Here is an 18,630-nt window from a genome sequence, read left to right on the forward strand (position 1 = left end):
TTTTGCTAACTCAAATTAAAAAAGAACAATTGGCAATTCATGTTGACGGCTGCCATCTTTAGCACTTGATTCAAACAAAATCAGCGTCAATTTTGAATTCTCTCGTTTTTTTTGAACCGCAATTGTAAAGTCAAAGTTACCCCATTCAGGAGCTCCGGCATCAGTGGTCTGAAACCCCGCCTTTAACTCGTCGTGTCCGTCTTCAATTATCCAGTTGAAGCTTGCCTCAAAGATTTGCCCTTTTCCGCGAATTCTGAATTTATTTTCATCGATGCGTTCGACAGTTACTTTTTTAAAACGTTCATTAGAATATTGCTTTGGCAAATGAATTTCTGGCTTTTCATCCTTTATTACTGTAGTGATTTCAGGAATTGTTATTAAAGTGTCATTCACAATTGTGCTGCGCTGATTTTCTTTCTTATTGCATGCGAATAATAATATTGCCGATAACAAAAATGTCCATTTCATAAATTATATTGGATAAGTTTTTCTTTAAATTAACTAACTAGTTTTAAAAAGATTTGATATCGAAACATTGTGCGGAGGTATTATTCTTTAGCTTTAAATCGCTTTAATTCGGACAATGGTTCAATAGCATGGTATCCTTTCCATATTTTAGGATCGTATGATTTTATGGCTATAAGTTTGAATTCATTTTCAACAACTTTAGTAACATCAGTATCGGTTACAAGGGAATGTGATAGATTTAAAAATTCAGTTTTAGTCGTAGAGTTTCCTTCAAATTTTATGTCTAATGATAGAATATCTTTGTCTTCTTTTGTGATTTCAATAAATTTCAAAGGACGGTTTACATAAAAATAATTCCCATTTTCTTCAGAGGCATAGTGCAGGTAATAATTCTTGTTTTCAGATTTTTTGCGAAACATTAAAATTCCTTTGTTGTTATTTTGGGCTACTTTAATGCCTAAAAGCCATTTTAAATTAACATTGTTAAGTTTTTCTCCTTCGTCAAGCTGGTATTCAGCTCTAAGAACGGCATAATCCGACTCGTTAATGTAGAGTTTACCTGTATATTTTGCACTGCCTTTCTTTGGTGAAAATGAAAGTACAAATGCATAATCGTTATCCTCAGTAAAAGTAGTTCCTTCAAATTTGTAGCGGTACAGTTCTGGATTATTTATAAAATCATGCTCAGAAGATTTACCTAAATTATTGTTCTGAATGAATTGTGTTAAATTGTATTTGGTAGTTGTTAAGAGCGTACTTTGATCTGTTTTTTTATTTTTTATTTTCTTTTTGTTGAAATCTTTTCTTAAAGAAATGGTATCTCGAGAACCGATGAGTCCACTTTTTATGCGGTAATACTTTGTAGAATCTAAGTGTTTTAGCATTGTTTTGATGCCTATTTGTTTCAACTCTTCTGATGAGGTTGCACTTCCCTCATTTTTGAGAACCGTTGCTTTGAGAACGTTCATTTTATGTAATTCAATTGACTTATTGTCTTTTTTAATAGTATGAGTAAATAAATTACACAACATGTCTGTATACTCTTTTGGAGGTGATGCGATTAAAGTGTTTGTAAAAGATTGAACATCACTATTTACTTGCTTGAGTGCTTGTTTTGAAAAACCAGTAGACTGATTTACATCAACTACAACTTCTTTAGGATATGTCGTCGTTGATTTTCTTACAAATAACATGTCTTTAATAGGATTATCGGTATTTCTATAATTTACAGAAAGATTAGCCTTTACCGTAGCCATGATAACATAAGGATTGGTTTTTTCACCATTTACTTGTACATCATTTAATTCAAAAATAGTAGGAGTGAGTGCTATGACATACTCTAGTTTTGATAATTGACTTACTTTAACTTCAAGATTTTTATATCCAAGATACGTAATGATTAGTGTATTTTCGTCTTGAACTGCAGTTTCAGATAGGTTAAAAAAACCTTCAGCATTTGAGATCAAATGCTCTTTTTTATCAATATTGATGGTGGCGTAGGGAATAGGTTCTTTAGTAGTTGCATCAATTATTTTTACTGAAATATTTTGTGACCAAGAATATTGAAAAAAGAAAATCGTACTCAACAAGAGCAGGTATGGTATGAATTTAGATTTTTTTTTGATGGAGGTGTTTGTAGAATTTACGTTCATTTGAGTTGATTTATAGTTTGATGATTGAAATTGATAGTCAAATGTATATGTTATTTCAATACTCAAGTACCGTAATTGTGCTAATTTTCTGTTAATGTATCCAAACGATAAACCCCATCCCAAGTTGCGATTACCAACTTTGGGTGGGGTTTATTGTATTTTTTTGCTACTATAATTGCGGGCGCAAAGTTTATAATATTTGCGTAGTTTACTGAAGTACTATTTCATCTGTGAAGAGCGGGGAATTACAACTCACATTTCAAAAGCTTTTTTTGATGCATAAAACCTGCAATATAAGCATCTGTAAACCCAGTTCCCATTTTTTTTGGTAATCTTGTTTCAAACTCAGCCAAATTACCCATGATATTTTTACAGTTTGAAAAATGCTTTTTAACAGCTTCTATAGCAATTTTTTGATCTTTTATTTTTTTTCGTATTCCACTTTCGCAAAACATACCAGCCTCGACAATGCTGCTAGTATTCTTATCTACTATCCTATATTGATACCATAAATAGTATTCTGGAGCGTACGAAGGTTGAATAGCAGGTGGATAAAAGGCTAATAACAATATTTTATCGTCAGATTCTGCAACAACTTTGTATAGCATTAAGTCTTTATTTCTTTTTTCACTTTCTTTAAATGGTATGTAAGTTATGTCGCTTGTAACTAATTTTTCTATTTCATCTAATTCAATTCCTTTTTCAAACTGTATACCCTTTAAGTCTGAAAAGTAGCAACGTAGTTTTCCAAAAGTAGAATGATGGTAGACTTCATTTCTTATTAGAATTTTAGTTCCGTCCTTTTTTATGACGTAATCATCTTGAGCTGACGCACACATTGAACACAAAAGAATGCTGGCAATAATTAATTTTTTCATTTTTTTCATTTTTTATAATTTCCCAAACTTTTTTTAGAAATCTTGCACACAGTATTAAAGTAGACGCTTTGACTTACGAAAGGTTTAATGTTGATTTTAAAATTTAAGCGATTTCAGATTAAATCAGCATGAGTAAGTTTAGAATCATTAAACAATTTGTACTAATTCGTTAAAGTTTTAACTTGCATAAGTTTCGTCCTTTAAGCTAGCAGTTAGTGTTCCAAAGCTTGGCAAGATTGCGAACTTCGTTACTTGTTATTTTCTATTAAAATAAAATTTCTTGCGAGAAATAAAGGTTAATTTACTACAAAATTTGCAATCTTGCTAAATGGCTTTTATATTAAGCCATTTATTTTTTTAATTCAATTTTAAGTCTTTCTATTATTACTTTTTCAAATTCTCTTTTCATCATTATATTTCCAAATAAACCCAAGTCTTGATTAATTAATTGCCACTTTTTGTTTTTATATATAGCAACAAGAGCAAAATCTGTTTCGTTTTCATTAATTGGCCTTGTCCATGTTTGTAATCTTTTGTCTCCTAAATCAAAATAAACGTCATGCCAATAATCTGTCGTATCATTATCAACTAAGTCCGCATTTTTTAGTTTAAGCTTTTCCATTGCAGTGATGATTTGTTTTTCAGAATATTTGAGATAATAAGTTTCTGCGTAAGGATATCTTCCAGCAGCATAAAAGTGGAAAGTTGAAAAGAATGAAATCAGATAATACGAACTGAATAGAAGTATTGTGATAATAATTATAAATTTCAATTTCAATTTAGTCATTTCGATTTGAGTTTTTTTATGGTTTCATACAACGTTCTCGACCAGTTTGGAAATAAATTTAGTCCTGTTTTAGGATATTCTAAATCATCCTAAATTCGCGTCGAAGCTTTTATGCTTAGTACAAATTATGTTCCAACAAAAGTCAAATTCCAAATATTCTTGTGGCATCTTTTCGAAATTTTGTCTTGCGTTAAATTTTGGGTGTAAATATTATTGTATTTGTCTTTATATTCAATGTGTATTTGCGTAGAGTTACAATGTGTAAATTTCAAAATTGTGTTTTCCTTCAATAATCCAATTTCAAATATTGGTTTGGTTTCCTCAATAAAAAATAAGGTAGTATCTTTTTCAGTATTACAATCATATAAATTAATTCGGCACATCATGTTTACATAAGGTTCGCAAATGAATTTTAAATCATACAAATCGGATTTTAAAACTTTCACCCAAATATGTTTTTGATCTTCATTTTTTGGTGTAAAATATAATTTTCCGAATTCTTTTTTTCTAAGCGTTGCAATTAATGCGATTACACTAACTATTAAGGTAAAGATGTCTAATAAATCAATTTGAGTATTCAAAATACAAAGCATAGTAATTTCTATATTGTCAATTTTTGCGCATTATGCATAACTTATATTTAGATCTAATGAAATCAATTTAATCTACCATTATTAAGTATCTGGGTCTGATAAACATCAAAATTTATATTTCTCAAAAATATATAAAATAAACTACAAAACACTAATAGGATATTTAATTAAATCTTAATTTTCTTACTAGTTAAAAATTGGTTTTATGCAAAAAAAAATCCACAACAAAATCAAAATTTTGTTGTGGATCTAATCCTATAACAGTAAAAATGTTCAAAGCTGCAAACTGCGACTGAACACTGATTCCTAATTTTATCCTTCCATTTTGGCGCTTAATTCAAACCAACGTTCTTCTTTAAGTTCCATTTTTTGGATGAGGTTTTGCAATTCATTTCCTTTTTTCTCAATGTCAGCATCAGTAATTTTTCCGTCCGAAAAAAGTTGCTCAATAGCTACTTTTTGAATCTCTAAATCTTTGATTTCTCGTTCTATTTTCTGGAATTCTTTTTGCTCATTGAAAGTCAAATTTCCGGTTGGATTGTTTTGTTTCCAGTCTTTCTTTTCGGCTTTGTTTTCTTCTTTTTGAGCAACATCAGCACTGTCTTCGTAGGCTCTAAAATCAGAGTAGTTTCCTGGAAAATCTTCGACTACACCATCACCTCTAAAAATGAATAAGTGATCTACAATTTTATCCATGAAATATCGATCGTGAGAAACTACTAAAAGACATCCAGGATAATCCAAAAGGAAACTTTCTAAAACATTCAGTGTTACAATATCCAAATCATTCGTCGGCTCATCCAGAATCAAGAAGTTCGGATTCTGAATCAAAACCGTACACAAATACAAACGTTTCAATTCACCACCGCTCAATCGATCTACAAAATCATATTGTTTTTTGGCATCAAATAAGAAACGCTCTAACAACTGCGAAGCCGAAATCAATTTTCCTTTCATCAAAGGAATGAATTCCCCGTATTCCTTAATGACATCAATAACGCGCTGTCCTGGTTTTGGGTTGATTCCACTTTGAGTGTAGTACCCTACTTTTATGGTTTCACCTACAACTACTTTTCCGCTATCAAGCGGTAAGGTTCCAGTCAATAAATTTAAGAAAGTCGATTTTCCTGTTCCGTTTTTACCTATAATACCAATTCTTTCGCCACGTTGAAAATCAAAACTAAAATTATCCATGATCACATGATCCTTGAATTTTTTAGAAATCTTGTGAAGTTCGATAATCTTGCTTCCCATGCGTTCCATGTTAATTTCAAGCTCTACTTTATTTTCGCGACGGCGACTTTGTGCTTTTTCTTTGATTTCATAAAAATCATCCTGACGCGATTTCGATTTGGTCGTTCTCGCTTTTGGCTGACGGCGCATCCATTCTAATTCTTTCACAAAAAGATTCTGTGCTTTATCTACACTTGAATTTTCAGATGCTATGCGTTCTTCTTTTTTCTCTAAATAATAGGAGTAATTTCCTTTGTATTGGTATAATTTTCCGTTGTCTAGTTCAATGATTTCGTTACACACACGTTCTAAGAAAAAACGGTCGTGCGTCACCATAAACAACGTAATGTTTTCTTTTGCAAAATAGCTCTCTAGCCATTCAATCATCTCTAAATCTAAGTGATTCGTAGGTTCATCCAAAATCAATAAGTCGGGACGATTAATCAAAATGATAGCAAGAGACAATCTTTTTTTCTGTCCACCCGAAAGATTTTTTACTTTCAGTTTGAAATTTTCCAACTTCAATTTGAACAAAATTTGCTTGTATTGCGTTTCAAAATCCCAAGCATTATGCTGATCCATTCCGTCAAAAGCTTTTTGATAAGCTTCTTCATCTTCCGGATTTTCTAATGCTTTTTCATACGCTTCAATCACTTTTAACGTCTCATTATCAGAGGCAAAAATACTTTCCTCAATAGTCAATTCCTCCTGCAAATTATTGTTTTGAGACAAAAATGCCATTTTTATGCCTTTTCTTAATACGACTTTGCCGGTATCCGATTCTTCGAGACCATTAATGATACTCATAATAGTCGTTTTTCCAGAACCGTTTTTGGCAATGAAGGCAATTTTTTGATCTTTATTAATTCCGAACGAGATGTCTTTAAACAACGTACGTTCACCAAAAGATTTCGAGATATTTTCTACAGAAAGGTAATTCATGGTATAAAAGCGCCTAAAATAAGGCTTTTTTGTTTATTAAAATTAAGAGGTCTCTAATTAGGTCTCTAATTTTAAATAGGAGTTTAATTTAGACGGTGCAAAGATACCTTTTTTGAATCAAACAAAAAAAGATAGCTTTACACTATCTTTTATGTTGAATTTTTAATAATTCACTAACCTTGTACCTTTTTCTATTACTAAAGGGTCTGTATACTTTTATTTTTCCATCTGTTTCATATTTCCCAATTGTGGTTTGACTTCTTATTCCTAAAATCACCATTGCTTCTTTAGTATTTACATATTGTTCCATACTTTTATTTTTTAAATGCATTAAACTTTACTACCGTTATTTCTATAAGCTTAAATATTTTAAATTATTTTATACATCTCGAGGACTATCTTCTTTGTCATTGATTGCTTAACCTTCTTCTATTGATCGGACAAGCCCATGAACAAAACTTTACTGATTTAATTAGTCATAAGGGGAAATAAGTTGTGCTCCTCTGGTTTCTATTGCGGGTTGGTACGTACTTAATGTAGCCATACTCATTTAGTTCATTCATACATTTATGATATGTTTTTGGGGAAGATATCATTGCTATCTCCATAATTTCATAACTGTATACTTGAATTGGATTAATAAAGCCCTTATCCACTCTAAATTGCAGCAATGCAGCATATATACCGATATGCGTGACGCTGATACGATAATCTTTCTCTATTGCTTTAAAGAAATCGGATAAAGGTTGTAGTGTTTTCATTGTTTTATGGTTTATCAACTTACATGCATGCCATTTCGTTTTGAATGGTTTTTCTCTTGATGCTCATTGGCTTTTTGCATCTGTTTTACCGTTTCCATTGGTTTATTACCTAGTGCGGTTGCAAGTGTTACCTTTCTCGAGTGCTCATCATAAATGTTTACCGATTTAAATTGAGGATTGGCTTCGATATAAAAGCGATGTTCATTTCCATTTTTATTTAAGATTACGGACTGCCGACTACCTTGTTTTAAAGCATCCTGCAATTTATCTGCCTCGGTTTTACTTGACAGCTCTTTTAACGGTAGTTGTTGTAATGCTTTTTCAAGATTATAACCATATCCCGAATGAAACTCTTTGATACGGTAATTACCATTTGCATCCTTATCATTAAGGTCAAGTTGTATCCAAGACCCTTCCTTTTGAACTGAGCGTCCTGCTAATAGATTATAAGCCTGTGTTGTGTCAACAGCATGACCTTCCCGAATTTTAAAGTAGTGTTGTCTATTTTCTTCAGGCTTTGATTCATTTTGCAAAGTGGTTTTATAGCCTTCAAATTGATAGTGTTCTCTCTGGTCTTTAACAAAAGAAAGTTCGTGATCGAGTCGTTCTTTTTCGTTGATGTAATAGGAAATCGGAATAGTGAACCGATCTTGCCCCTGTCTAATTTGGTGGTCTATTGTAGCCGACAAATCTCGAAAACCAATGCGCTGCACTTGATCGTGCAGCGATTGACTATTCTGTTCTACTTCCTTTAGATCCTGTCGGACTGCTATTTGCTCTATTAATGGTGTAACGAGCACCTTACGAGCAAGGCGTACCAATAAATTAGGATAAAGTTGTTTTAATACCCTGCTTTTTTCCTGCTTTAGCATCCGCAAAGCAAATTGTTCGTCCATATTCGGCGAGCCTTTATACTTCGACGCAATGCGCTCGTAGTGGTGTAGCTTTTCTTTAAGCAGTGACCTGTTGTTTGAAAGACTGAAAGAAAACAGTTTACTAAAACGCTCTTCCCTAGAGCGCCACTGGCTCAATTCCATCTCTACTCTGTTAATGGGAAGTTGTTCGTTCATAATTCAAATTTTATGTATCACATTTACTTACATGGAATTAGACTGGCTTTTCCTTCTTTTCTTGCCTTCCTTTGGGACTTCTGGGCCGTCATCGTCAGCACTCTGGTTTTGCTTTTTGCTATCCTGTTTAACCGAGGCTTTTTCGGCTTCGGACTGTTTTTCCTCTTTGGAATGACGGTTGTCAATTCGTTGCATATTACCATCGTACACATTGATAGTTTTGAATTGTGGACAGGCCTCAATATACTGCTTGACCTCATTGCCTTCTTTTAGGAAAGTAGCAGATTGCAGGTTTCCTTTTTTCATAGAATCCATCAGATCCTCTTTATACTTGGGATTTTCCAGTTCCTTGATTGGATGTTTAGCCAATGTTGCTTCAAGATCGTAACCGTAATTTTGATGGTATTGGTTTAGCTTAAAGTTTCCGTTAGTATCGGCTTGTTTAAAATCCATCTGTACCCAGGCATTGTATAATTCCCCTTCTTTATTGGTAAGGTTTTTGTTTACGGATCTTCCCTCCATAAGATTAAAGGCTTCTTTCATGGTAATGTTGCTGCCTTTATTGATATAAAAGGTTTGTTCCAGAGCTTCCTTGGAATTCTCCTTTTGCAATTCAACCTTGTAGGAATTAAAAAAATACATATCGCTTTGATCTGATTTTTTAAAATTCAATGTAGCTAGAGCAGTATCATTGCCGTATTGTGCATTATGGGTCAAAGTGAAATTAGGTTCCTCTTTCTGCATTTTTTCTTTTAATTCACTTTCCAGTCCTTCACCGAAACCGGTGTACTTAACCTGGTCTTTTAAGTATTCAAAATTTTTCTCGTTCATGACTCAATTTTTTAAATGATTACTAATTATAATTTGGGAAGCACAGTGACCTGCACCAACTTTGTGTTCTTCACATGCAGTTCCACATGTCTGCCACCATTTTTTTCCATAAGTTGTATAGCTAAGTATTTTTTCTCTGGAATTGTAAATTTAGGAATCGCAAATACAAATGTATTTTCCGTTTCTCCTTCAATTTTAACTACATTATTTAGAATGTAGATTGGTGTAATTTCGATTTCCTGTGAAGCGGTTCGTTTTACCTTCTTATTATCACGAATAAAAAAACGAAGCTGGTCAATATCATAATTGATTTTGGAATTGTTCGTTACCTTTATCCTATAGTACATAACATCATCACGTATAAAAATTGCGTTAAGTTGAAACTCAATTTCATAGGTGCTTTCCTTTTCACCACGTATCTTTTTTTTGTCATAAAAAGCCAATTTGGAATACTCTTGGACATCCTTTTCGTTTCCACTTTCAGATGAAAAATAAATTTCCTGTCCTTCGGGTTTGGTCTTATTCACGGTGAGATTCAACTGTGGCGAGTTCTCACCATAGTTTAACACGAAAGAATATAATTTACCATCGGCAGTGACCACTGTAAGGTTGGTCTGAAAAAATCCTTTCTGTGCAGCCTTAATCTGAAGTATATTTTCAAGACCTTTCGCTTTCTGTACCAGTATATCCTGACTTCCTTTGTCTACACTTTTAATAGCAAAGGGAAATACGAGATTGGTCGTTTTTGAATAGGCTATCGTTAAAAAATCAGGCTCGATTTTAGATAGACGGTTTTTGCCTGTTTGTTGTGCAAATGCACTGATGGTAATAAGTAATAGATACCCCATCACCAATAGATTAAAATTTTTCATAGTTAATAATTTTTAGTTTTTAATTGGAATCTTTTTGTTTCTGCTTTTCATCACGAAGCAGTACTATATAGCCCGCCTTTACAACCACTTTGACCAGTTTTACTTTTTTACTGAGAAGGCTTTTAGCAGCTTCAATCCCAGCTCCCGCCGCTTGTGCTCCCCAAGAATCATCAAGACTCGCAACACCCAGTGTTTGCATAGAACGGTCAGCAGATGCTTTTGCAACGTCACGGTTGATTGCGCCTGGAATATAGATCCCAAGGAGCCCGTCCATATCATATACGGATAAGTCAACAGGAAAAAGGGAGTTGTTGTATCTTAGGTTGTTTATGGTAATTGCCAGTCTTTCCCCTTTTAGCGAAGCTGTGCCAAAAAGAAAATTGTCCTTTGGAATTTTTATTCCATTTATAAAAATATCATTCGTAAGTCGCAGCTTAATTGTTGAACCATTTACAATAGTCTGGGTTTCATGGATGACAGCTTTCACGACATTTTGTGTATAGTCAACACTTGCCGGTTCATCCAAGGAGTAAAATCCATTGTGTCCGGATTGTCCAGCAAAGGCAGGAGCATTTACCGGAGCACTTTGCAAAGAAGAAACAGTGTCTTCCTGCGTTCTGGTAGAGATGGCAAATACCTGTCCTCTTTGTTGTTCCGAGGCTTTTCTCAATTTTTCCTGCATCCTGTCAGGGTGTTGAATATCAAGGATGCTTTCGAGCATTCCGCTGAGTTGCTGTAATTCGGGATCCTGATCGCCGCTTTGGCCGTTCATGGAATGCATCATTTGTTCCAGCCTGTCAACATCATTGGAATGCGTCGAGGTCTCATTTGATTTTGCATATTTGTCAAAATCCCGATTTTGTGCTGGAGGAGTTACTGGCGTATTTATCGCCTTTTGTAATGCTTCCAATTTTTGATGCACTTTTTCTGCGTTCGGATCACGATACACCGATGTATTTAAACCCGTATTTCCTTTTCCTAAAGTAGCGTTGCTACTTTCTTCTGTAGAATCTACCTGAAAAGATTGACTCAAATAGTTTGGGTCTTTTTTGATAAGTTCATCAAGCTTTATAGAGTCAAGGGTTGCCTGATCATAATAATTCATCTTATCCAATGGGAGTCCTTCCTTCAGATTCGCGTCGGGGAGCTTTATATTGAAACCCTTTTTTTCTACTGTTTGTGTATTTGCAGCCTCCATTTTTCCACCGCCAAACGCCCAAAACATAACAGTTATAAATGGGAGAACCAATAGCGGCAATACAACTAACAGCTTGCGCTGTCTTAACATTTTTAGCGATTTTGTTTTTTGTTCCATGATATTAATTTTTAAATTGTGAGTGATAATAATGTTCTACTCTCCTGATACTGTCCATCAGTCCGGGACGGTAGTGCACAATGCTGTCTTGCAGTTTTTTCCCTGTGGGACTGCGGCCCAGACTATCCATATACCTGCGAAAGCGGACAATTTTTTCAAATTCGGTTGTATTGATGATCGCATTTAGCTGGATGGGTTTTTCCTCTAATGGTACCGAATTGGTTGGTTTGGTAATTGGAGTTACAGCTATGCTTTTAGTTGTATTCCCTGAAAAGCTATTCACAATCAGGTAAATGCTACAACCGCTTGTAAGCACTGTAAAACAAAACAGAATAATAATCCAACTTTCGCGTGATAAATGTGCTGTCTTACGCTCTAACCAGTTGGCACACTTATATTGTAACCGTAGATTCGCTTCATCAAATCTTTGTAATAAACTACTCTTGAAACTATCAGCCTCAGTAGGACAATTTTTAGTGTTTTTTTTAAAAGTGAATTTCATGATTTGTAGTTTTATTATTTTCTGTTTTCGGTACTTAAATCACGATTCTCGATTGTGTTCCACCGTTCGATCAAAAATCCATGTGGATTGTTATCACTACGCGATACATTGCGAAGATTGCCTTCCGTTATCAAATTTCGATGTGCAATGCTGGTAGTTCTGGTAATATTTTGGATAGCGTAACAACGGAATTGATAGGGATAGGTATTGGTGTCAATTGTTATGCTGTCCACCTGTATGGTCTGGCTGATATTCCCTGATATGATACCAGCGTAATACCCATTTTCCTTTAAATCATCGTATATCCGTTTGGCACTATCATCAGCAAGATAAAGTGCCTTGGTTACGTTACTTTTGATTACTTTATCATCCGGATCAAGGGTAAAGAATAACTTATGAAAGGTCTTTACATGATCTCGTGCTTCAACGGGTATATTATCTTTCCTGTCCGAAGCATAGGCTTCCAGCGCTTTTCCATTAGCCAGTATATAGACCTTATCTTGCATTTGCGATACTAAACTGAAACTCCTGTAAAGGGCGAAGCAGCAGATTACGATACAACCAGTTATCACTAGCATGGTAAAGCCGCGAACATGCCGAAAAGCGGTGTCAATATTTTTCATTTTGCTAAACATGATGTTTTCTTTTTTAAGGATTATGAATTGCCTTTCAACTTATCGCCCATGTAGCTATCCTTGTCCTTAAAGTAGGGAGCCGAAGCACCCGAACCAGACAAACTTTGAGACATGCGTCCAGCAGCATTGCCCATCGCATCCACTACCATTCCTGTACCAGCAGATGCCGTGTTAACCGCCGAATTTGTGGAGTTGCTAAAGAGACTGGTCACTTTTTGACCTAAAGCTCCGCCACCGCCTGCGTGAACAATGTAATTAGCAACAGAGGGAACAGTAAAATAGCCTACAATGCCGATAATCATAAATACCAGATACGCTACATCGGTCCTGCTAAAGAAGGTATCCCCATAATCATTGGCCTGTGCTATGTCAATTTTTAGCATGTTCTCCTGAATCTTGCCGATTATACTGCCAAAAATATTGGCCACTGGAAGCCATAAGTAGATATTGATATAGCGTGCCAGCCACACGGTTAGCGTATGTTGGAAACCATCGAAGACTGATATACCGAAAACGAGTGGTCCTAAAATAGATAGTACAACTAGTTGAAAAGTTCGAAGCGTATCAATACAAAGTGAAGCGGCTTCAAAAAGAACTCTTAATACTTCGCTCATCCATTCTTTTACAGAGTTGCGAAAATTATAAGATGCCTTGGACATGGCAAACTTGATGTCGTTCCCAATGCTTGCAAATGCTCCTTCAGTACTAGGATTCTTATCATCATGGGTGTATTTGTACCATTTATCACGATCACCACTTCCATCTGCACCAACATACATCTGCCAAGGATCGGTAGTCTTGAGCGCATCTTCTTTTTGTCGGAGCAGTACTTCAATAGCTTTGTTCGATCCCTCTACCATTGCGGCAGTTGCTGTAACGGTAGGTTTCATCACGCCATTGATCATGTCTAGCACTGAAGGAAAAATCATAATACAAAAGCCGATAACAAAAGGACGAAACAGCGGGTAAAAGTCTATGGGTTCTGCGCTTGCTATATGCCTCCAAACCCTGGAGGCAATATACCAGATGGCCGCAAAGCCAGCGATTCCCTGTCCAACTCCCAAAAGGTTGCTACATAAAGGCAGCATCTCGTCATACAATTGTTCCAATACACTATGCAGACTATTCATGTCGACTGCCAGCCCTTGTGACTGGCTAGTAAAAGGCAATAGCATCCCTATGGAGGCAAAGAATGCCGCCTTATTTATCTTTATCATGTGAGTGGGTATTTAGTTATTTACTTTGTAAATGTTACGCATTGTATTCACATCATTGTGCTCCTTTGCACGTTGTATCGCTAGCACCGAAGTGTTGTTGTTGAAGTTTCGCAGGAACAAAAGTTTATCTTGCATATCAGCATAAATTTTATCAATTGCGGCCAATCGTTCATCATCAGACATCCTGAGTTTATTTGCAGTAACAATTGAGGCTAGCTCGTCAAGATTTCTAAGACACTGCTTAAAGAGATTATCATACACCCTTTCGAGATAGGCTATTTCTTCAGGATTGAAATTTCCACTGTTTCTGAAACGATCAAATGCAGCCTTGTATTCCTTTACCAAAAGCAACTGATAGTTGACAATATCGCCAACACGTCCGTAATTCCGAACCGTTGGACTTACCTGCATGAGCGCATCAAGGAAGGTTTCATGAAGGCTAAAATTTCCCTGAGATATTTTTTTTACCGTATTATAACCGCCATTAAGAATTTCATAGCCCTTTTTCATATCCTTGAGGATCTGCCTGAATTGGGCAAGCTTTTCTATGTTCAAAATCAATTGTTGCATTTCCTGTGCTTGAGCTGTAACCTTCGACGGTAACAATAAACCGACAAGCACAATTCCTATAATTAGTATTTTTTTCATGGTAAATCGGTGTTAATGCCACGCAAGGAACGGCTAGTTTTTACCTCTTTAGTATCCTTAGTTCTTGAGAGGGACATCAATCTGGTTTGATTACTGAAACTCTCACAAAAAGTGTGGTTTTCCAGCATGTTCTGATAGATTGCATCGATTCGTTTCATTCGCTCATCATCTTTCATTTCGAGCTGCCCGTCTGTTACAATTGTGATGAGTTCCTCTAGATTGTCATCGCAATTTTCAATTAGGCGATCGAATACGCGATTGATATAATCCACTTCATCCCCGTGAAATAAATCATCCTGCTGAAATCGCTGGTAAATACCACCGTAACTTTTCATGATCTTTACCTGAAGGGATATAATTTCAGCAATCCTTGCGTACTTTTTTATTTTCGGGTTAACCGTCTTGAGCGAATTGAAATAATCAGAATGAAGATTAAATTCGCCGCGTTTGAAATCTCCAATGGTGTTGAGTCCCTTTTTAGCAACGGAATAGCCTTTTTGGGCATAGCTAATATAGATTTGAAGGGCTGCGATTTGTTTCAGGAGTACTTCTGCTTGTTTTGCTTGCCCATAAATGTTTGCGTTTAAGAATCCTGCAAGGAGCATGAATAGAACTATTTTTTTCATCACTTTAAGGTTTTAATAATGGAATCCCATAAAACTTCTTAACAGCATCCACGTCATTTTTTGTTTTTGCTCTCTGCAAGCTTAAGAGTATATTTTGCCTATTGAACAACAAAAGGTCATCGTAGTTGGCATCAATCTGATCTGCTGCGGTATTGATGATTTCAAGTCTTTTGGCATCGCTCATCTGTGTGTAAAATGAATCAAGGATTAAAAAAATCTGGTCGATATTTTTCATGCTTTCATTCAATATACCTGAGTACACTTTTTGCATATACTTCAATTCTTCTGAATTAAAATGGTCGTCTTTTTGGAACAGACTCCAAGCCCTTTCGTACTCATCCACAAGACGTACCTGCTTTTGGGTAATGTCACTGATACGCTGGTAATAGGTAATGATGGATTTGACCTTCATCAGTTCACCATAGTAATTTTTGTACAGGTCTTTCTGCTTCTTTGTCCAATCAGAAATCTCATCAAGCTTAATTTTGGATAAGGTATTTTCTAATTTCTTCTGCGCATTTTGTAGCCAGATCGTTTTGTTTTGCAGCCTTTGGATCCGCAGATCAATTGCTAATATGACTTTCTTTACTGCATCTTTAATCAATCCAATTATTGGAAAAGCCGCAACGTTTACTGCCGGTCTTGCAGGAGTGCTTAGGAGTAACAGGCACAGCAGGCAAACCATCATTTTTTTCTTTGCTTTCATAATTCTGTATTTTAGTGTGCGTTTCTTATTTATTCTGCGATGTTATTCAACTTTCATCCTTTAGCCTGCGCTCGCAAATCATTAGCCAGTGCCGCTATCCCTTTTTTGATATCACCATCAAATCTCTTGGTATAAGCTTGCACTTTTACTTTTTCCGTTTCTTCGGTGGTGTAGGCGAGGTATTCTTCAAGGGATACTTCAGTGCGGTATACTTTAGATTGTATTCCACCTAGGGAAATAAATACTTCTTTGTATTTTTTATCGGGATCATTGGCTTTGTTTACCGAAAGCACCAGTGCCTTTTCCTTTTCTGTAAGTCCAAGCAGTTCCTGGATTTGCTCGAACTTATTTTGGTATTTGCTCTGATCTAGCAATATTTTGCAATCACTGTTATTGATGATGGCCTGCTTCACTACAGGGGATGAAATGATATCTTCCACTTCTTGAGTTACTACAATAGCCTCTCCAAAAAACTTTCTTACTGTCTTGAATAGATATTTAATGTATTCGGCCATCCCTTCCTTAGCAATGGCTTTCCATGCTTCTTCAATAAGAATCATTTTACGGATGCCTTTTAGCTTGCGCATCTTACTGATGAAAACCTCCATAATGATGATCGTTACGACTGGAAAAAGTATTGGATGATCTTTTATGTTATCCAGTTCAAATACAATAAATCGTTCTTTCAATAGTTCGAGATTTTTGGTAGCATTGAGCAGGTAATCAAATTCACCTCCCTGATAATAAGGACGCAGTACATACAGAAAATTGTTCACGTCAAAATCCTTTTCCTTAACCTTGTCTCCTTCCAATATTTTTACAAAATCATCTTTCAGGAAATCGTAAAAAGTATTGAAACAGGGAAACAAATTGGAATTGGCATCTAGTTTTTCATAGTAGAGTTGCAGCGCATTGGATAGTGCCACATATTCACTTCTGTTGAATGTTTCATTGTCTTTTTTCCATAAAGCCAACAACAATGTTTTGATACTTTCTTTTTTCTCTGTATCCAAAGTGTCGCCCTCGCTGATATAGAATGGGTTGAATCGTATCGGATTTTTTTCATCATAGGTAAAATAATACCCACCTACCATATCGCACAGTCCTTTGTAGCTGTGTCCCACATCTACCAAAACAATATGGGTTCCCTGCTCGTAGTAACTTCTGACCATATGATTAGTGAAAAAGGATTTTCCGCTACCCGAAGGCCCCAGTATGAATTTGTTTCGATTGGTGCAAATGCCCATTTTGACAGGTTCGTCACTGATATCCACATGAACTGGTTTTCCCGTCAAGCGGTCTCCCAGTCGAATCCCAATTGGACTAAGGGAAGAGCGATAACCTGTTTCTAAATTCAAAAAGCAGGTAGCTTGTTCAGCGAAAGTATCAAAAGTGTCATTCATAGGAAAGTCTGCTGAGTTTCCTGGAATACCCGCCCAAAAAATCTGTGCAGCTCCAATAGTTTCCTGCTTGGCTGCCGCATCCATCTGCGCCAGTGCGGAAGAAACTTTGTTCTTCAGGTCTTTCAATTCTTCTTTATTATCTGTCCAGACTAACACATTAAAATGTGCCTTGACAGGTAACCGTTGCTGGCTGATAGCCTCATTAAGAAAATCATTAGTGGCATCACGCGCAATCAAATTTTCTCTGCTGTAAGCTGATAAGGACTGTAAACGCAATCTTTTACTTTCCAGTTTCTGCAACGTTTTTTGGAAATCCTCTATAAAAATATACTGGTTGTAAATGTGGTTACAGGAAAGCAATTGACCCAGCGTTGAGGCAAAACCGATACTAAACTTGGTCTTATCCGTGGAATATCGGTCATAATTAATTCTGGAACCGCAAAGTGCAGGCAAGTCAGCTGCATCACCTAGTGTATAAATTTGGCAATGTTTGTCGCCAACCTGTAGCCCATCATTGAAAGCGATATCTTTAAAAACAAACGAATTTTCTTTTTCAGAAAGAAAGCAGTACCGTTCTATAATCCCAATCTTTCTACTGTGACTTCGGAGTTCATCATTGCCAAGGCGTGTCAATTTTACAAAACCACTGTCTTCTAAGATTCGTGCAAATTGTCCGGTACTGTCAATAAATTCCTGACGTAGCTGCGCTTTTAATGTTTCTTCCGGAACTATTGAACTCCTAAGTAAATTAGAAAATAAGGAACTGGATGTTTTTCTTCCTGCCGGTTTTTTGGTCAGGAAAATGTAGCACGAATGATCCAGAAAGGGACGTTCATTAAAAAAACGCTCACTGCTACGGGTCAGGAAACTATTGTCCTCATTGGTAAAGTCCGGTTGAAACTTACTGTCGATAAACCAATCCTGTTTATGGAATACACTGAACTTAGGAAGTAATTTTATTGCCTTCAGCCAAGTTTGGTGGAATGCTTCATACTCCTGATCCGACAAGGTAAATATCTCAGGAAGCTCTGCCTTGAATACTACGGTCACGTCACCCTGTTTGGACAGGATGCAGTCGTGCTCAACATCCATAATCGGTAAAATATCATCTATCATCTTTTCCATCTTCATTTTTATTTACCTGTTAGTAATTTTAACGGAATGCTATTTTTGCATTTTGAAAATTTTCCTGCTTTGAGTCCTGATTGCTTTGGGGATCTGTCGTTTTGCTAAAGCTTTCATCATACCATGTTCGCCGTATTTCTGGCTCATCTTGTATATTTTTAAAACCCATAGTGCCCCTGAAACGCCAATAATTCCTATACAGACTATTGAGGGCAAACCTGCAATGTACATTACAGCAAACAGAATCATAAGAACAATGACACCTCCGCCCAAATACCATATATATTGTGCTTTCAACCCCTTGAATTCTATACTTTGGTTAATTCCTTTGTTGATTTGATATACACTATTTGTCATGGTATTTAT

20 protein-coding genes are annotated in these 18,630 nt (G+C 35.8%); all 20 read right to left on the minus strand.

Annotated features, from left to right (window positions below):
* Positions 1–15: 15 nt before the first annotated feature.
* Positions 16–468 carry a Gmad2 immunoglobulin-like domain-containing protein gene (locus ACNQGB_RS03990; RefSeq protein WP_417943603.1) on the minus strand — a complete coding sequence of 151 codons (453 nt, stop codon included), beginning with the start codon at positions 466–468 and terminating at the stop codon, positions 16–18.
* Positions 469–548: 80 nt separating this feature from the next.
* Positions 549–2,120 (minus strand): carboxypeptidase-like regulatory domain-containing protein, encoded by a 1,572-nt coding sequence (locus tag ACNQGB_RS03995; protein ID WP_417943604.1) that lies wholly within the window; start codon positions 2,118–2,120, stop codon positions 549–551.
* Between the two features lie 245 nt (positions 2,121–2,365).
* A complete protein-coding gene (locus ACNQGB_RS04000) occupies positions 2,366–2,998 on the minus strand; it encodes a hypothetical protein (RefSeq protein ID WP_417943605.1) in 633 nt (210 codons plus the stop codon).
* A 349-nt stretch (positions 2,999–3,347) separates the two neighbouring features.
* Positions 3,348–3,785, minus strand: a complete 438-nt coding sequence (locus ACNQGB_RS04005; RefSeq protein WP_417943606.1) for a hypothetical protein — start codon at positions 3,783–3,785, stop codon at positions 3,348–3,350.
* A 125-nt stretch (positions 3,786–3,910) separates the two neighbouring features.
* Positions 3,911–4,366, minus strand: coding sequence for a hypothetical protein (locus ACNQGB_RS04010; protein ID WP_417943607.1), 456 nt, complete (start codon positions 4,364–4,366; stop codon positions 3,911–3,913).
* 324 nt (positions 4,367–4,690) lie between these two features.
* Positions 4,691–6,553, minus strand: coding sequence for an ABC-F family ATP-binding cassette domain-containing protein (locus tag ACNQGB_RS04015; protein WP_417943608.1), 1,863 nt, complete (start codon positions 6,551–6,553; stop codon positions 4,691–4,693).
* A 142-nt stretch (positions 6,554–6,695) separates the two neighbouring features.
* Positions 6,696–6,863, minus strand: coding sequence for a MerR family transcriptional regulator (locus ACNQGB_RS04020; RefSeq protein ID WP_417943609.1), 168 nt, complete (start codon positions 6,861–6,863; stop codon positions 6,696–6,698).
* Positions 6,864–7,029: 166 nt separating this feature from the next.
* Positions 7,030–7,314 carry a hypothetical protein gene (locus ACNQGB_RS04025; RefSeq protein ID WP_314896880.1) on the minus strand — a complete coding sequence of 95 codons (285 nt, stop codon included), beginning with the start codon at positions 7,312–7,314 and terminating at the stop codon, positions 7,030–7,032.
* Positions 7,315–7,328: 14 nt separating this feature from the next.
* Entirely contained in the window at positions 7,329–8,384 is a 1,056-nt protein-coding gene (locus ACNQGB_RS04030; RefSeq protein ID WP_417943610.1) for a hypothetical protein, read from the minus strand.
* A gap of 27 nt (positions 8,385–8,411) precedes the next feature.
* A complete protein-coding gene (locus ACNQGB_RS04035; RefSeq protein WP_417943611.1) occupies positions 8,412–9,215 on the minus strand; it encodes a hypothetical protein in 804 nt (267 codons plus the stop codon).
* Positions 9,216–9,241: 26 nt separating this feature from the next.
* Positions 9,242–10,087 (minus strand): conjugative transposon protein TraN, encoded by an 846-nt coding sequence (traN, locus tag ACNQGB_RS04040; RefSeq protein ID WP_417943612.1) that lies wholly within the window; start codon positions 10,085–10,087, stop codon positions 9,242–9,244.
* A 19-nt stretch (positions 10,088–10,106) separates the two neighbouring features.
* Complete coding sequence (traM, locus tag ACNQGB_RS04045; protein ID WP_417943613.1) at positions 10,107–11,402, minus strand: conjugative transposon protein TraM; 1,296 nt, start codon at positions 11,400–11,402, stop codon at positions 10,107–10,109.
* Between the two features lie 4 nt (positions 11,403–11,406).
* Complete coding sequence (locus tag ACNQGB_RS04050) at positions 11,407–11,904, minus strand: hypothetical protein (protein WP_417943614.1); 498 nt, start codon at positions 11,902–11,904, stop codon at positions 11,407–11,409.
* A 14-nt stretch (positions 11,905–11,918) separates the two neighbouring features.
* A complete protein-coding gene (traK, locus tag ACNQGB_RS04055) occupies positions 11,919–12,539 on the minus strand; it encodes a conjugative transposon protein TraK (protein ID WP_417943615.1) in 621 nt (206 codons plus the stop codon).
* A 20-nt stretch (positions 12,540–12,559) separates the two neighbouring features.
* Entirely contained in the window at positions 12,560–13,756 is a 1,197-nt protein-coding gene (traJ, locus tag ACNQGB_RS04060) for a conjugative transposon protein TraJ (protein WP_417943616.1), read from the minus strand.
* A gap of 12 nt (positions 13,757–13,768) precedes the next feature.
* A complete protein-coding gene (locus ACNQGB_RS04065) occupies positions 13,769–14,404 on the minus strand; it encodes a TerB family tellurite resistance protein (RefSeq protein ID WP_417943617.1) in 636 nt (211 codons plus the stop codon).
* Positions 14,401–15,030 carry a hypothetical protein gene (locus ACNQGB_RS04070; protein ID WP_417943618.1) on the minus strand — a complete coding sequence of 210 codons (630 nt, stop codon included), beginning with the start codon at positions 15,028–15,030 and terminating at the stop codon, positions 14,401–14,403. The genes ACNQGB_RS04065 and ACNQGB_RS04070 overlap by 4 nt, the downstream gene beginning before the upstream one ends.
* 4 nt (positions 15,031–15,034) lie before the next feature.
* Complete coding sequence (locus tag ACNQGB_RS04075; RefSeq protein ID WP_417943619.1) at positions 15,035–15,736, minus strand: conjugal transfer protein TraI; 702 nt, start codon at positions 15,734–15,736, stop codon at positions 15,035–15,037.
* 53 nt (positions 15,737–15,789) lie between these two features.
* Positions 15,790–18,264: a TraG family conjugative transposon ATPase gene (locus tag ACNQGB_RS04080; protein WP_417943620.1), complete on the minus strand. Its 2,475-nt coding sequence runs from the start codon at positions 18,262–18,264 to the stop codon at positions 15,790–15,792.
* A gap of 39 nt (positions 18,265–18,303) precedes the next feature.
* Positions 18,304–18,621 (minus strand): DUF4133 domain-containing protein, encoded by a 318-nt coding sequence (locus ACNQGB_RS04085; RefSeq protein ID WP_417943621.1) that lies wholly within the window; start codon positions 18,619–18,621, stop codon positions 18,304–18,306.
* Positions 18,622–18,630: the final 9 nt, after the last annotated feature.

Source organism: Flavobacterium frigidum (genome assembly GCF_048286795.2).

Coding starts and splice junctions, on each gene's coding strand:
- ACNQGB_RS03990 (WP_417943603.1), bottom strand. CDS start 468: ATGAAATGGACATTTTTGTTATCGGCAATATTATTATTCGCATGCAAT.
- ACNQGB_RS03995 (WP_417943604.1), bottom strand. CDS start 2,120: ATGAACGTAAATTCTACAAACACCTCCATCAAAAAAAAATCTAAATTC.
- ACNQGB_RS04000 (WP_417943605.1), bottom strand. CDS start 2,998: ATGAAAAAATTAATTATTGCCAGCATTCTTTTGTGTTCAATGTGTGCG.
- ACNQGB_RS04005 (WP_417943606.1), bottom strand. CDS start 3,785: ATGACTAAATTGAAATTGAAATTTATAATTATTATCACAATACTTCTA.
- ACNQGB_RS04015 (WP_417943608.1), bottom strand. CDS start 6,553: ATGAATTACCTTTCTGTAGAAAATATCTCGAAATCTTTTGGTGAACGT.
- ACNQGB_RS04020 (WP_417943609.1), bottom strand. CDS start 6,863: ATGGAACAATATGTAAATACTAAAGAAGCAATGGTGATTTTAGGAATA.
- ACNQGB_RS04025 (WP_314896880.1), bottom strand. CDS start 7,314: ATGAAAACACTACAACCTTTATCCGATTTCTTTAAAGCAATAGAGAAA.
- ACNQGB_RS04030 (WP_417943610.1), bottom strand. CDS start 8,384: ATGAACGAACAACTTCCCATTAACAGAGTAGAGATGGAATTGAGCCAG.
- ACNQGB_RS04035 (WP_417943611.1), bottom strand. CDS start 9,215: ATGAACGAGAAAAATTTTGAATACTTAAAAGACCAGGTTAAGTACACC.
- traN (WP_417943612.1), bottom strand. CDS start 10,087: ATGAAAAATTTTAATCTATTGGTGATGGGGTATCTATTACTTATTACC.
- traM (WP_417943613.1), bottom strand. CDS start 11,402: ATGGAACAAAAAACAAAATCGCTAAAAATGTTAAGACAGCGCAAGCTG.
- ACNQGB_RS04050 (WP_417943614.1), bottom strand. CDS start 11,904: ATGAAATTCACTTTTAAAAAAAACACTAAAAATTGTCCTACTGAGGCT.
- traK (WP_417943615.1), bottom strand. CDS start 12,539: ATGTTTAGCAAAATGAAAAATATTGACACCGCTTTTCGGCATGTTCGC.
- traJ (WP_417943616.1), bottom strand. CDS start 13,756: ATGATAAAGATAAATAAGGCGGCATTCTTTGCCTCCATAGGGATGCTA.
- ACNQGB_RS04065 (WP_417943617.1), bottom strand. CDS start 14,404: ATGAAAAAAATACTAATTATAGGAATTGTGCTTGTCGGTTTATTGTTA.
- ACNQGB_RS04070 (WP_417943618.1), bottom strand. CDS start 15,030: ATGAAAAAAATAGTTCTATTCATGCTCCTTGCAGGATTCTTAAACGCA.
- ACNQGB_RS04075 (WP_417943619.1), bottom strand. CDS start 15,736: ATGAAAGCAAAGAAAAAAATGATGGTTTGCCTGCTGTGCCTGTTACTC.
- ACNQGB_RS04080 (WP_417943620.1), bottom strand. CDS start 18,264: ATGGAAAAGATGATAGATGATATTTTACCGATTATGGATGTTGAGCAC.
- ACNQGB_RS04085 (WP_417943621.1), bottom strand. CDS start 18,621: ATGACAAATAGTGTATATCAAATCAACAAAGGAATTAACCAAAGTATA.